Here is a 13,338-nt window from a genome sequence, read left to right on the forward strand (position 1 = left end):
CCTCGGACCATGCGCTTCCTGCACACCGCCGATTGGCAGCTGGGGATGACCCGGCACTTTCTCGATGCCGATGCGCAGGCGCGGTTCACGGCGGCGCGCACCGATGCGATCGCGCGGATCGGTGAGGTGGCCGAGGCCGAGAACTGCGAGTTCGTGCTGGTCTGCGGGGACGTGTTCGAGTCGAATGCACTCCCCCGTCGGGTGGTGGCCCGCGCGTGTGAGGCGATGCGCGCGATCAACGTGCCGATCTATCTGCTCCCCGGCAACCACGACCCGCTGGATGCGGCCAGCATCTACGACTCGGCGGCTTTCACCGAGGCGGCCCCGGAGCACGTGCACGTGCTCCGGGGCACCGCACCGATCGCCGTCGGCACGGGGGTGCAGATCCTGCCCGCCCCGTGGACCTCTAAGCGCCCCACCTCCGATGCCGTTGTCCCCGCCGTGGCACACCTGCTCCAGGACCAGGCCGACGACGGCGCTCCCCCGGCAGAGCTCGACGTCACCCCTTCCGGGGCTCACCCGGGCACTCCCGGCATAGTGCGGATCGTGGCCGGCCACGGCGCCGTGGATACGCTCAGCCCGGACGCACACGATCCCGCGCAGATCCGCACGGCGCCGCTGCTGCAGCTGCTCGCCGAGGGCCAGATCTCCTATGTGGCCCTGGGCGACCGGCATTCCACCACGGAGGTGGCCCCGGGGATCGCCTACTCCGGAGCGCCCGAGGTCACCGACTTCATCGAGACCGACCCGGGCAACGTGCTCGTCGTCGAGGTGACCGACGCGCGCGCGAGGACCACCCGTCACCCGCTGGGCACGTGGTCCTTCCAAGACCTGCAGTTCGATCTAGACAGCGCCGAAGAGGTCGCGGCGATGGACCGGGTGCTGGCCGAGCTGCCGGCCAAATCCCGCACCGTGCTGCGCCTGGCGCTGCGCGGCACGCTCACCCTGACCGAGCATGCGGAGATGGAAGCGGTCCTGGAGCGGCACCGGGAGACGTTTGCCTCGGTGCGGGTGTGGCAACGGCACACCGACGTCGCGGTGCACGTCTCGGACGAGGACCTGGTGCAGCTCGGCGTGGGCGGTTTCGTCGAGGAAGCAGTAGCCGAGCTGGCCGGCACCGCCACCGGTGAGGGACCCGACCGGGAGGTCGCGCGGGACTCCCTCGCGCTGCTCTATCGGCTGTCAGGCGGAGGAAAGCGATGAGGATCCACCGCCTCCGGCTCGTCGACTTCCGGGGTGTCGCCGACCGGGAGGTCGAGCTGCCGACCTCGGGCGTCGTGGTGCTGCAGGGCGAGAACGAAGTGGGCAAGACCTCGATGATCGAGGCGATCGACCTGCTGCTGGACAAACCCGACTCCTCCAAGGCACGCGAGGTGCGGGAGGCCAAACCGGTCAACCGGGACGTCGGCCCGCTGGTGGAGGCTGACCTGAGCTGCGGCCCCTACCGATTCACCTACACCAAGCGCTGGCTGCGCGAGACTCGCACCGAGCTGCAGGTGCACTCGCCGCGGGCGGCCAGCTTCACCGGTGCCGAGGCGCATGCCGAGGTGCGCCGGATCTTGGACGAGACGCTGGACACCTCGCTCTACCAGGCCCTGCGAGTCCTGCAGGCCAGCGAGCTCACCTCCGCCGCTCTCGCTGAGAGCTCGGCCCTGGCGGCGGCGCTGGATCAGGCGGCCGGCACCACCGGATACGACGACGACGGCGACGCCCTGCTGGAGGCCGTGAACGCCGAGTACGCCACCTACTTCACCCCGACCGGTCGGGAGACCGGTGAATACGCAAGCGCCCGCAAGGATCTCGCCGGTGCCGAGGATGCGTACGGGGAGGCCGAACACCGGCTGCTGCAGCTCGCCCGCGATGTCGACGCCAGCGCCCGGCTGAGCGCTGAGCGAGACGCGCTGAGCGAACGGCTCGATCTGGCTCGCCGGGACCTCACCGCACATGAGCAGTCCTGGCAACGCCTGACCGGTCTGCGCGAACGCGTCGCCGAGGCCCAGGCGAACATGCGCACCCGCAGCCGGGAGCACGGCTGGCTCACCGAGGCCGCCGAACGCCGTGCCAGCCAGGACCGTGCCCTGGCCGGAAAGGTAGCAGCCTGGGAGGAGCTCACCCGGCGCCTGGACGAAGCGCGCGAACAGCTGCACGAGGCTCGCACCGAGCAGCGCACCGCCACCGCGGCCGTGGAGACTGCTCAGGCCGAGGAACTCCGACAGCGCGACCTGGTGGACGCTGCGAACCGTGCCGCCGAACGGCTCCAGGATCTCGCCGAGCTCGACCGGGTCCGCACCAGGCTGGCCACGATCGAGCACGCTCAAGCCACGATCGAGGAGTGCGAGGCGATCCTGGCCGACTCCCGCATCGATGCCGAACTGCTGGCGGCGATCGACGAGGCGGACACCGAGCTGGCGGTCAGCCGGGCACAGCACGAAGCAGCGGCAGCGCGGGTCCAGGTGACCGCGCTGACCGAGGTGGACGTCACCGTCGACGGCACCAACCATCCGCTCAGGCCCGAGGAGGAGCTCGACGCCGCCGTGACCGAACCGGTGCAGGTGGAGCTCCCCGGCACCTTACGGGTCTCGATCGCTCCGGCACGGTCCAGCGCGGACACCGAGGCGGCGCTCACCGCTGCCCGGCAGCGGTTCGAGGAGGTGGTGCATCGGGCCGGGGTCACCGACCGCCGCGCGGCGCACCGCACGTTCGAGTCCGAACAACGCACCCGCACCGAAGCCGCTCGAGCTCGGGAACGGCTCGACGAAGAGTTGGACGGCCAGTCGGTGAGCCGGCTCCAGGCCGAGCAGGCGCGGTTGTCTGCCCGGCTGACCCCCGGCGCCGAGCGCGCCGGCGGTGGGCCGGACGGCGCCCGCGGTGAGCCCGACGCGGTGGTCGACGGTGAACCGGGCGCGCCGCCGTCGGTCACGGCGCAGGTGGACACACCTGCGGATGCAGCCTCCGCGCAAGCCGCCAAGGAGTCAGCGGTCCAGGCGCACGCCGCCGCTCGGGACCGCAGCGCAGAGGCCGCAGCAGCACGGGAGTCGTTCACCCAGAGGGCAGCGCGGCTCGAGTTGGACTGCACGCTGATCGAGGGCAAGGCCACTATGGCTGAGACCGATATCAACGACCAGCGCACCGCACTCGCCGCCGAGCGGGAGAAGACCCCAGACGTCGAGCTGGAGGAGGCTGCCGATCACGCCGCCCGCCAGCTCACCGAGGCCAGGGAGGCAGCCGCTGCCGCCGAAGCCGAGCTCGCCGACGCCCCGGTGGAGCAGATCGAGGCGGCCCGCACCAATGCCCTCGCGCTCACCGAGCGCCTGGCCAGCGAGAGCAACGACGTCGAGGAGCAGCTGCGCCGGCTGAGCGTCTCCCTGGAGATGCGCGGCCAAGAGGGTCTGCAGGAGGACTACGACACAGCGCGTACGGTCCGCGAGGCCACCCGAGCCCGGTTGCACCAGCTGGACCGCCGGGCCCAGGCCTGCCGGCTCCTGCACGAGACGCTGCACCGGGCCCGGGATGCGGCCCGGTCCCGGTACGTCCGCCCGTTCCGGGAACAGGTGGTGGCCCTCGGCCGGATCATCTACGGCACGAGCTTCGACGTGGATGTGGACGAGGACCTGACAATCCGGTCCCGCACCCTGGATACGGTCACCGTGCCCTTCGACCAGCTCTCCGCCGGAGCACGCGAGCAGCTCGCGATCATCACCCGGCTCGCCTGCGCAGCCGTGGTCGAACCCGAGCAAGGCGTCCCGGTGATCATCGACGACGCGCTCGGCTACTCCGACCCGGACCGGCTGGAGCGGATGAACGCCATGATCGGGTCGCTCGCCGCCGACGCACAAGTCATCCTGCTCACCTGCACCCCGGACCGCTACCGCGGCATCGGCAATGCCTCGGTGATCCGCCTGGAGCGCTCCCTGCCTGCTACCGGCTGACTCGGAGAGCCTCAGGCGCTACCCGCCTGGTGAGGATGATGCTCAGGATCGCTCACCGATGCGGGACCTGCGGGCGGCAACGAGGAGCTGCAGGCGTTCGCGTCGACTCAGCGTTCCCTCCTGCACCAGCCGGGTGCTGACGTCCTCGACGTGCCAGAGGAAGGCATCCCGGGAGTCCCAGTCCAGATCGTCCTCGATCGCGTCGTTCACCGAGCTTCGTCCCCAGGCGATGCGGTTGGTCACTCCCGAGTCCTGCGCACCGATGATCACAGTCTCCCGCTCATCGGGCTGCCGGGACTGCCGCCGCGGACTGGTGACCTCCTCGCCCATCCTCGTGGGCAGCGCCCAGTACCGGCCACCGGAATCACCGAAGTAGATCCGGGATTCGGTGAACTCGGATGGGTCACCATCGGCCCAGAGCGCGAAGAACGGGTCAGCCTGCTCGAGCGGGCGGCGTGCATAGCTGTGGTTGTACTCGCTGTCGAGCGTGACCTGCACGGTCTGCGTCCAGGACTGTCCCAGACCTGTGCTGCGCCAGAGGGCCATCTCACCGCCGGTCTGATAGGGCTGCGGTCCGGTCCCGGTCGGCGCGTAGACCAGCCACTCCTCGCCGTCGAAGTACAAGCTCCCGGAGTCGTAGTTGTGATCAGAGGTGGTGATCTCGGAGGTCTCCCACGCCGTGCCGGTCCACCGCGTCAGCTCCCAGGTGCGTGGATCACCATCGGGGCCGGGCTGGTGATGGCCGCTGGTGACGTACAGCACGGCGGGGTGACCGTCGCCGTCGAAACCCAGGTCCTTGACGTACACCAGCCGGTCGGACGCCTCGTAGTCGACGACCAGCGCGGGATTGTCCCGCCCGGTCAGCGGAAGGTCGAGCAGCTGGCCGTCCATCGTCGTCCAGGTCTGCCCGAAGTCATCACTGGTCACGACGTACAGGTTGGTACGGATGTCGACATTGCCGCCTCGGTGGTAGTCGAAGGCGGTGACGATCCTGTCGCCGTGGTGTTCACTGACCTGGTAGTGACCGCCGAATCCGGCCAGCTGGCGGTCCTCGCTCCAGGTGAGGCCGTCCGTGCTGGTCTCCCAGTACAGCTCTCGACCGTTGCTGTACTTGGTGAACAGGTTGACGAATCCCCGACCGTCGATCCACCGCGGTTGCGGATAGGTCATCTCCTCGACGGTGACCTGTTCGAACTCTGCGACGCTGTACGGTTCGGTGCTGCGGTACTTGTATCCCGGGCGGGCGGTGGCTCGACCACTGATGAACACCCACACGTAGCCCTCGCCGTCCAGAGCGATACTGGCGTTGTCATGCGGATCGTTGACGCCGATCTTGTTGTGCACGACGGTCGGCTGCGGCACCTGATGGTGGTGATGGTCATAGGCCGAGGCCATGATCAGCAGGTGCCGCTCATCTGCCGCTGTGGTGCCCCCGTAGACGAAGAAGGTCTTGCCGACCTCCGCGGCGTGCACGGCGATCGGCGAGTGCTTCATCGTGTAGGTGCCCAGGCCGCCGGAGTACTTGTCGCCCCACTCGGAGACCTGGTCGAGGGCGAACCAGATGCCGAGGTAACCCGGGATCTTGGTGTTCGGTTCACCGGCCGGCGGGGGCTGCTGGCGAAGCTCTTCGCGAGGACGTTCGCCGGGAAAGGCCTCGGCGGAGGCTGCGACGGTGTAGTCGGAGACCACCACGACGCCGGCCTGGTCGGCGATCTGCACGCTCACCGTGTGCTCCCCGGCCGGGACGGCAAGCCAGTAGACCGTCTGCGGCCGGTGCGTCTGGTTCGCGGACGGCCAGGTCAGACGATGGAAGAACGCGCCGTCGAGATGAATGTCCAGCACGGCCCCATCGCGAGAGACGGCGTCGATGAAGATGCCGAGCACCGCGTCCTCGTCGTAGTGCGCGGTCAGCGTGAGCGGGTGGAACAGCTCCGCCCCACCGCGATGGCTGCCGTACACCCTGCTGCTCAAGCCTTCGGCCGCGGCGCGTGCTTGCTCCGGGGTGAGATCGCGAAGGTCGAGCGTCCACGTGTCTGGAACCGTGTTGACCTCGGTCACCCCGGGCACGAGAACCAGTGGCTCAGCCGGTAGTGGTTCCGCCCGTGCCGCCGGAACGGCCTGCGGTAGGCCCCCCAGTCCCGCTACTCCAGCTGTCGCCCCGAAGATCGTCAGGGCACGCCGCCGACTGATGCTCCCCGCCATCTGGCCCTCCTTTGTGACCGACGCGCTATGGTGATAGCGCTTTCCGGAGCGTATGGGCAGCCACGCGGTACGTCAACCCCAGCTCCGATCTGCGGTGCGAGCAGCAGGTGAACCTCACCAGACTCGCCTGCGCCGCCGTGGCGGATCCGAGCAGGGCTTTCCGATGATCATCGACGACGCTCGGGGCCGTCCGTCTCGTGCTGCAGTTGGTCTCGTGCTCCAGTTGGTGCCGTGCTGCAGTTGGTGCCGTGCTGCAGTTGGTGCCGTGCTGCCCTCAGGTCGCGTCCGGGCGGTAGCGCAGACCATCGAAGAAGAGCCGCACCATCGCTTCGGCACTCTCCCGCGAGTCCTCGTTGCCTGGCGCGGGGGCGGACACGTTCGCGATCACGTGCAGCAGTTCACCAGCGACAACGTCCTTGTGGATGTCGCCGGCCTCCCGTGCTGCCGAGAGGAGACCGTCCAGCGCCGGGCCGAGGTGCTCGGTGAAGTAGGCCGGGAGCGCCTGGAAGGCCGCGTCGCCAGAATGTAGCGCCGCAGCCAGTCCACGCTTGGTGGCCACGAACTCGGTGTAGCGCAGCAGCCATCGCAGCAGCGCCTCCCCCGGCGGGAAGGCCGCGGCGAGCACCGGAGCCTGCGCAGCGCAGGCATCCACCTCCCGGCGGAAGACTGCGGCCACCAGATCCGAGCGTTGCGGGAAGTGCCGGTAGACCGTACCCACCCCGACGCCAGCCTCCGCGGCGATCCTGCGCACCGGAGCATCCACACCGTCGGTGGCGAAGATCGCCTTGGCCGCCCCCAGCAGCGCATCCAGGTTGCGCTGGGCATCGGCCCGGCGACGCGGAGCCGATGCGGCCGCCGGCTGCGTTTCCACCGACCCGGCCGATGCGCCCTTGCGCGCTGCCATAACCACCCCTTGCATAACCGGAACACTGTTCCGTATAGTTTCGACATAAGCGGACGAGCGTTCCGCTTCTCCAGGATAGTTCACTGGAGCAGCACCCGCACGCACGGCGAGAAAGGCTTCCTCATGCACTACCGCACCCTCGGGCGGACCGGGATCAAGGTCAGCCCCTACGCACTGGGCGCCATGATGTTCGGCGCCGCCGGTAATCCCGACCACGAGGACTCGGTGAAGATCATCCACCGCGCCTTCGACGCCGGAATCAACTTCGTCGACACCGCCGATGTGTATTCAGCCGGTGAGTCCGAACGCATCGTCGGCAAGGCGCTGCGCGGCCGTCGCGACTCGGTCGTGCTCGCCACCAAGGTCCGGTTCGGGCAGGGTGAGCGCCTCGGCTCGGTCGATCCGCACGACCCGAATCAGCTCGGCGCGTCCCGGCGATGGCTGATCCGCGCAGTGGAGGACTCCCTGCATCGGCTGCAGACCGACTACATCGACCTGCTCCAGATCCACCAGCCCGATCCGGACACCGACCTGGAGGAGACCCTCGCGGCACTGACCGACCTGATCCGCTCGGGCAAGGTCCGCACGATCGGCACCTCCTCGCTGCCGGCCTCGGAGATGGTCGAGGCGCAGTGGGTCTCGCAGCGGCGCGGCCTTGCCCGGTTCCGCACCGAGCAGCCCGCCTACTCGATCCTCAGCCGCGGTATCGAACGTGAGGTGCTGCCGGTGGCACAGCAGTACGGGCTCGGCACCCTGGTGTGGAGCCCGCTGGCCGGCGGACTGCTCACCGGGCGCTACCGCAAGGGTGAGCAGGCACAGACCCACCGCTCCCGGTTCGGCTTCAGCCATCTGACCGACGAACGCCGTCTCGACGCTGTCGAAGCGCTGCTGCCGCTCGCTCAGAGCTCCGGGGTGTCCCTGACCCATCTGGCGCTCGCCTTCGCGATCAGCCATCCGGGGGTGACGTCAGCGATCATCGGTCCGCGCACGATGGACCAGCTCGAGGACATCCTCGCCGGCGCTGACACCGCGCTCGACGAGCAGACCCTGGACGCCATCGACGAGATCGTCCCCCCGGGCACCGACGTCGGGCGTCTGGACATGGCCTACGACCCGCCGGCGATCAGGCAGCAGCACCTACGCCGGCGGCGGCCGGTGGAGCGGGCGGCAGCCTGAGGCGCCGCGGAGGGAATCGCTGAGGCACTGCACCGACTGAACCTGCGGCGCTGGTCAGCCTTCGGCGGCCAGCGCCGCACGTTCGGTGACGTCGTACCAAAGCAGATCCAGCTCGGCGACCTGTGCCTGAGCGTCCGGCTCGCCCCGGCGAGCGGCCGTGACCAGGGCGCGGACGCCGTCGTCGTTCTCGTCCGCATGAAAGCTGACCACCTGCGACCAGACCACGGCCGGAACGCTGACCCGGGCGACCTCATCGCCAGCCTGCACCTGCGCCTCCGGGACGTCCGCCGCCGCCACCACCCGGCGAGCCGGGTCCGCCTCGGTCAGCAGCGCCAGCGAGTCCTCGGCCGCGAGCACCAGAGCAGCGAACTCCGCGGTCTCCTCGTCCGCGCCCCCGCCGAGCGCCGTGTGCAGCGCTGGGGTCACCGCACGGGCCTGGCGACCGCTCGGTCCGGCAGGGTCGGCGAGCTCGGTCAGCGTGATCGGAAGGAAGACGCGCATGGGCCCTAGTCTGCCGTAGCCCGGGGCAAAGTCGGCGGCAGCACGCGACGCAGCCCCCGTTCGCGGGCCGGCGCCGGTCGCCCGGCAGCAGTGCGCAGCGTGCTGGCCAGGTCGGTGAGCACCGTCCGAGCCGGCGAGCGCCCGCCCGCCTCACGCCAGGTGGTGCCGGCCAGCAGAGCCCGGTCGCACAACGCACGGTCGTCCGGAACGAGGATCGGATCGAGCACATCGGCGAACCGGGCGAGCGCCTCGGCGACTGAGTCGGCCGCTCGCGGACCGGCCGCACTGCCACGCAGCCGGTTCACCACTACGCGGCGGGTGCCGGTGGTGGTCAGGTCGTCCAGGTCCAGCAGGGTCTGCACCAGCCGCTCGATACCGATCGGCTCGCCGGCCCCCACCACGATGATCTCGTCCGCCGCGCCGAGCAGGCTGCGGGCAACGTCGTTGCGCCCGGGGCCGAGCAGATAACCACCGTCATCATCCGGGACGAGCACCGGGGCCTCCACCACCACCCAGGTCCCGGCACGCTGGGCCGTGTCCAGCAGCGCCTCCATGCTGACCGCACTGACCTCCCGCCACCGCGTGGCGCGCGCCAGGCCAGGCAACACACGCAGCCCGTCGGCAGCTCGAGGGGCGAGCCGGGCGAACGTACCCGCATCGAGCGTGCCATGGTCGGCGGCTCGCACTGCAGCGGAGAGCCCGGCTGTCTCGGCGAGCAGGCCCAAGGTCTGCGCGATCGCCCCACCCCACAGATCGGCGTCGATCAGCACGGTCTCTTCTCCGTGCCGGGCCAGTTCCTGGGCAAGGTTGATCGCGATCGTGCTCCGCCCCGGAGCCCCGATGGCTCCGGTGACCACCACCAGGCGCGGCGTTGCGCGCCGTGGTGGCACCTCGGGCTCGCCGGCGCGCAGCCGTCGCCGCCGCGCGCTGCGGGTGGCGGGCAGTTCGGGCGCAGCCGGGCTCGGCGCCGAACCGCCGCCACCGGCCTCAGACCCACCCGTGCCAGGCACTGCCATCCCGGCCGCCGCTGCACCATGCTCGGCCGCCGAAGCCTCGGCGCCCGGCACCTCCGTGCCGGCAGGCTCCGTGCCCGGAGGCTCCCCCGGCTGGAGCGCGCCGGCTCGCTCCGGATCTAGCACGGCGCTGACCCGTTCGACGTCGTCGCGCTCCTCGGCCAGAGAGCGGATCGCCGGGACCGGATCCACCTCTCGCGCCAGCGCCAGCGTTCCCAGTGCGTCATAACGGGGAACGTCGGCGGCGTCACAGCACACGATCGTGCGGGCTCCGTGCCCGCGCAGCCGGTCGACGAGGGTGCGGTCCACCCCGAGCTCGGCGTCCAGCACAGCCACCCGGGCGAGTCCGGCGATCACAGCAGCAGTCACCTCGGCCAGATCGGCACACCGGCGCACCACGGTCAGGCCCGGCTCGGTGGCGAGCCGGCGGACCAGGTCCTCCTCCGCGCTCCCTTCCAGCGCGAGCAGCACGCCCACCGGAGTTCGTGCTGACATCAGCCGGGCACCGGAACGATGGTGATCTGCCCGCCGCCGGTCTGTGCGGCCAACACTGCGGCCAGGTCGTCAGTGGGTACGAGCACCTGGGCGATCATCTGGTCCGCCCCGGCGAAGATCGAGGTGTCTTCGTGGACCTGCGCCACCTCCACGCCCTGCACGAGCGGCTCCGGGGGCAGCAAGGACTGGGTGCCGGCCCCTTCCGCGGGCTCGGCCACCCAGAGGTCCACCCGCGAACCCGGGCCGATCGTGTCGGCGAGCGCGGCATCCAGGGCCACGGTCACCGTGCGCACCTGCACGGCATCGGCCGAGCCGAGCGCGGTCAGCGGCACCATCTCCCCCTCCCCCACAGTGCGCAGCACCACGAAGTCCTGGTCCAGCCCGACCTCCGGGGTCAGGTACATGTCCGCCACCTCCGGCACGCTGACCTGGGTGGCGATCACATCCTCCTCGGTGAGCTCCTCACCCGGCGCGAGCACGCTCGCCGCGGTGAGCACGGTGACCGTGTGGTCCGCTCGGGCGATCGTCCACGACCCCAGTGCCACGGAACCGGCCACCAGCAGCACCCCTACGCCAAGCCGCGGGTCCCGCCAGCTCGGACGACGTATCCGTGACATCACCGGCTCAGTCATGCGCCCCTCCACCCTCGGCTCGCTGCGCGTGGGTTCATGCTGCCAAACCCTGGGCCGTCATGTGCCGGATTGGGGGGTTTTCCACAGGCGCTGAGTCGCTACCCATTCGGCCAGGAGTGGTGGGACACTAGAGCCATGGAGCAACGCTTCCTGTCTCTCGCCGATGTGACCGAGATCCTCTCGATCAGTATGTCGCAGGCTCGCGCACTGGTGCGCAGCGGCGAGCTTCGTGCGATCCAGGTGGGGGGCAAGGGCACCTGGAGGGTGGAGAACAGCGAGCTGGAGGACTACATCCAGCGCCAGTACGCCAAGTCCGCTGCACGGTTGCAGGTCGACGGCAGCTCTCTCGACTCGATGGACTGATCGGGGACCGGTCAGAACGAGTCGACGCTCAGCAGCGCTCGCCATGGGACGGTGAGCACCCCGGCATCGCCGGCGAGGTCGAGGTGATCGGCCCCCACCCGCAGGATCTGGCCACGGTGGTCACCGGTAGCGGTGCAGACCAGCGCCGGAAGCCGCTGTTCGGCCAGTGCGCGCAGCGCATGTCCCAGTCCGATGCGGGCCTCGACCGGCCCCGGTTCGGGTGCGCTGCCGTGCAGCGGCCACGCGAGCACGACGGCGGTCAGTGGCACGAGGGAGCGTCGGTCACCTTCCGCGAGCAGTACCCAGGCGCGAGTGGCATCGCGCACTGAGCCGGATCGAGTGCTGCCGTCCTGCAACCGGACGGTCAGCGGCTGCCCACGTCGGGCGCGGCAGCGGTCGGCGAACGTGGTCCCGGCGACCTCGGCCGCCACCAGGGCACTGAGCTGCGCCTGGCTCTCTTCCCGCTCGGCGGCGACGAACTCGGCCGCCAGCTCGGCGAAGACGTCATCCCAGCGCATGACTTCACCCTAGGGCGCTCGCCCGGCCTGACGAGGCGGTCCGTCCACAACCGTCACCGAAACGGTAGACAGCAGCACCAGCGAAGAGTACACATAGTGCTACTCAATATGATGAACCGACACGAACTGAAATGAAGATGATCACAGTGGCACACGGTAGGACTCGGTGGGTTGCGGTGCGCGGGGCAGGTCTCGGGCTGCTGACCACCGCCGGGACTGCGATCCTGGCCGCGCTTCTCGGCGGCTTCACCATCGAGGCTGTGCACACCCTGAGTGGTCCAGCCACCGGCCTGGGCTCGGCTACCACCCTCGAGGCGTTCCTCGCCGCGGTAGTCACCGGCACGGGAGCGCTCATCGCCGGCTGGTACGCACTCAGCGGGTCGGTCGCTACCTGCTGCACCATGGCGCGGGCCGTCGGCGGAGTCTGGCGGGCCGGTGAGCTGCTGCTGCGGCGGCGCGGCGCGCCCGGAGTGGCACGCCTGGTCGGGGCCGGAACGGGGGCCGTGCTCACCGCGAGCCTGGTCCTGGCGCCCGCCCAGGCCGAGCCACCGGAACCGGCGCCGGAACCCGCCGTCGCCGAAGACCTCACCTGGGCCGCGGCGGCGGACGGGCCGAACCAGAGTGAGTCTGATGCCGCCAGGGAACCCACCTCCACCGCTTCCGCTGAAGCGCCCAACTCCTCCACCGCTTCCGCTGAAGCGCCACCCGCCGAGGACTCGCCCGCATCGTCCTCCCGGAACGCCGGTGCCCGGCCCTCGGAAGCCACCGGTGACGACTACGTGGTCCAGGACGGCGACAGCCTCTGGGCGATCGCCGCGGCCCACCTGGACCCCGACGCCTCCGCCGACCGGATCGCCGCAGCATGGCCCAGCTGGTACGAGACCAACCGCGCGGCGATCGGCGCCGACCCCGACCTCATCCTGCCCGGCACCGTCCTGCACGCACCTGACTGACCCGGTCTGCACCGTCCGGTGCACACACCGTCCCGCACCAACCCCGCAGCAAAGGAGCTCCGATGTCCGTTCTGACCGCCCCCGCCGTACCCGTACCGCTGGCCCCCGCTCCGCCCGACCTCGGGCCGGACTGGGATCCGGTCGCATTCTCCGTCACCGCCGGTTCCTGCCACCGAGACGACCAGGACCTGACGTCGCGACCCCAGCTGGTGTGGTCGAACGGGCGCCGACGAGAGCTACCCGACCCGCAGACCTGGGCCGGCACCGTGGCCCGGGCTTGCGTCGAAGCGCTCCGCGGCATTCGCCCGGCCGCTCAGCTACACCGCTGGCTGGACCCGGAGGTGTTCACCGCGCTGCACCGGCGCGCTGCCCTGGCCGCGCGGGTCCGCCGCCATCCACTGCGCCGGCGCGTCGTCCGGATCCGGCGAGTGCGGCCGTGCCGGGTGGCGCCGGGGGTGTGGGAAGCCGCTGTGGTCCTGGTCGACGGAAGCAGGGTGCGCGCGGCCGCGGTGCGGATCGAGGAGCACCGCGGGCACTGGCGCGCCACCGCCATGCAGATCGCCTGACCGCAAGGGTGGGGTGCTCGGGCACTCCGTTGCCCATCAGCGGTCGGCCTGCGCGTCTGCGGTGAGGAGAGCAGCGTGGCCTGACC

At 70.4% G+C, this 13,338-nt stretch carries 12 protein-coding genes; 6 read left to right on the plus strand and 6 right to left on the minus strand.

The window, feature by feature from the left end:
• Positions 1–9: 9 nt before the first annotated feature.
• Together FU260_RS15885 and FU260_RS15890 are read left to right on the plus strand one after the other, a co-directional pair.
• On the plus strand, positions 10–1,203 hold the full coding sequence (locus tag FU260_RS15885; RefSeq protein WP_147917943.1) for a metallophosphoesterase family protein: 1,194 nt from the start codon (positions 10–12) through the stop codon (positions 1,201–1,203).
• Positions 1,200–3,929 carry an AAA family ATPase gene (locus FU260_RS15890; protein WP_147917944.1) on the plus strand — a complete coding sequence of 910 codons (2,730 nt, stop codon included), beginning with the start codon at positions 1,200–1,202 and terminating at the stop codon, positions 3,927–3,929. The genes FU260_RS15885 and FU260_RS15890 overlap by 4 nt, the downstream gene beginning before the upstream one ends.
• 42 nt (positions 3,930–3,971) lie before the next feature.
• Here the strand turns inward: FU260_RS15890 and FU260_RS15895 are convergent, their stop codons facing one another.
• Entirely contained in the window at positions 3,972–6,131 is a 2,160-nt protein-coding gene (locus FU260_RS15895; protein WP_147917945.1) for a BNR-4 repeat-containing protein, read from the minus strand.
• A 274-nt stretch (positions 6,132–6,405) separates the two neighbouring features.
• On the minus strand, positions 6,406–7,035 hold the full coding sequence (locus FU260_RS15900; protein ID WP_147917946.1) for a TetR/AcrR family transcriptional regulator: 630 nt from the start codon (positions 7,033–7,035) through the stop codon (positions 6,406–6,408).
• Positions 7,036–7,158: 123 nt separating this feature from the next.
• Here FU260_RS15900 and FU260_RS15905 point away from each other — a divergent pair, with 123 nt between their 5' ends.
• Positions 7,159–8,211: an aldo/keto reductase gene (locus FU260_RS15905; RefSeq protein WP_147917947.1), complete on the plus strand. Its 1,053-nt coding sequence runs from the start codon at positions 7,159–7,161 to the stop codon at positions 8,209–8,211.
• A gap of 54 nt (positions 8,212–8,265) precedes the next feature.
• Here the strand turns inward: FU260_RS15905 and FU260_RS15910 are convergent, their stop codons facing one another.
• Genes FU260_RS15910 through FU260_RS15920 form a run of 3 tightly spaced genes read right to left on the minus strand, consistent with a single transcriptional unit; the run spans position 8,266 to position 10,852 of the window.
• Entirely contained in the window at positions 8,266–8,712 is a 447-nt protein-coding gene (locus FU260_RS15910) for a DUF6912 family protein (protein ID WP_147917948.1), read from the minus strand.
• Positions 8,713–8,717: 5 nt separating this feature from the next.
• The gene (locus FU260_RS15915) at positions 8,718–10,220 is read right to left on the minus strand and encodes a CpaE/TadZ family protein (RefSeq protein WP_147917949.1); all 1,503 of its coding nucleotides are present in this window, start codon (positions 10,218–10,220) and stop codon (positions 8,718–8,720) included.
• Positions 10,220–10,852, minus strand: a complete 633-nt coding sequence (locus FU260_RS15920; protein WP_147917950.1) for a CpaB family protein — start codon at positions 10,850–10,852, stop codon at positions 10,220–10,222. The genes FU260_RS15915 and FU260_RS15920 overlap by 1 nt, the downstream gene beginning before the upstream one ends.
• Positions 10,853–10,987: 135 nt before the next feature.
• Between FU260_RS15920 and FU260_RS15925 the strand changes: the two genes are divergently transcribed.
• Positions 10,988–11,215 (plus strand): helix-turn-helix domain-containing protein, encoded by a 228-nt coding sequence (locus FU260_RS15925; protein ID WP_147917951.1) that lies wholly within the window; start codon positions 10,988–10,990, stop codon positions 11,213–11,215.
• A gap of 11 nt (positions 11,216–11,226) precedes the next feature.
• Here FU260_RS15925 and FU260_RS15930 read toward each other — a convergent pair whose 3' ends face one another.
• A complete protein-coding gene (locus FU260_RS15930; RefSeq protein WP_147917952.1) occupies positions 11,227–11,733 on the minus strand; it encodes a hypothetical protein in 507 nt (168 codons plus the stop codon).
• A 176-nt stretch (positions 11,734–11,909) separates the two neighbouring features.
• Between FU260_RS15930 and FU260_RS15935 the strand changes: the two genes are divergently transcribed.
• Entirely contained in the window at positions 11,910–12,686 is a 777-nt protein-coding gene (locus tag FU260_RS15935; protein WP_147917953.1) for a LysM peptidoglycan-binding domain-containing protein, read from the plus strand.
• 62 nt (positions 12,687–12,748) lie between these two features.
• The gene (locus FU260_RS15940) at positions 12,749–13,252 is read left to right on the plus strand and encodes an Rv3235 family protein (protein WP_147917954.1); all 504 of its coding nucleotides are present in this window, start codon (positions 12,749–12,751) and stop codon (positions 13,250–13,252) included.
• Positions 13,253–13,338 lie beyond the last annotated feature (86 nt).

The sequence above is a fragment of the Ruania zhangjianzhongii genome, assembly GCF_008000995.1.
GTDB classification, from domain to species: Bacteria; Actinomycetota; Actinomycetes; order Actinomycetales; family Beutenbergiaceae; genus Ruania; species Ruania zhangjianzhongii.

Bases quoted from the DNA above. Each gene is read 5' to 3' on its own strand.
- FU260_RS15885 (WP_147917943.1), top strand. From the start codon at position 10: ATGCGCTTCCTGCACACCGCCGATTGGCAGCTGGGGATGACCCGGCAC.
- FU260_RS15890 (WP_147917944.1), top strand. From the start codon at position 1,200: ATGAGGATCCACCGCCTCCGGCTCGTCGACTTCCGGGGTGTCGCCGAC.
- FU260_RS15895 (WP_147917945.1), bottom strand. From the start codon at position 6,131: ATGGCGGGGAGCATCAGTCGGCGGCGTGCCCTGACGATCTTCGGGGCG.
- FU260_RS15900 (WP_147917946.1), bottom strand. From the start codon at position 7,035: ATGGCAGCGCGCAAGGGCGCATCGGCCGGGTCGGTGGAAACGCAGCCG.
- FU260_RS15905 (WP_147917947.1), top strand. From the start codon at position 7,159: ATGCACTACCGCACCCTCGGGCGGACCGGGATCAAGGTCAGCCCCTAC.
- FU260_RS15910 (WP_147917948.1), bottom strand. From the start codon at position 8,712: ATGCGCGTCTTCCTTCCGATCACGCTGACCGAGCTCGCCGACCCTGCC.
- FU260_RS15915 (WP_147917949.1), bottom strand. From the start codon at position 10,220: ATGTCAGCACGAACTCCGGTGGGCGTGCTGCTCGCGCTGGAAGGGAGC.
- FU260_RS15920 (WP_147917950.1), bottom strand. From the start codon at position 10,852: ATGACTGAGCCGGTGATGTCACGGATACGTCGTCCGAGCTGGCGGGAC.
- FU260_RS15925 (WP_147917951.1), top strand. From the start codon at position 10,988: ATGGAGCAACGCTTCCTGTCTCTCGCCGATGTGACCGAGATCCTCTCG.
- FU260_RS15930 (WP_147917952.1), bottom strand. From the start codon at position 11,733: ATGCGCTGGGATGACGTCTTCGCCGAGCTGGCGGCCGAGTTCGTCGCC.
- FU260_RS15940 (WP_147917954.1), top strand. From the start codon at position 12,749: ATGTCCGTTCTGACCGCCCCCGCCGTACCCGTACCGCTGGCCCCCGCT.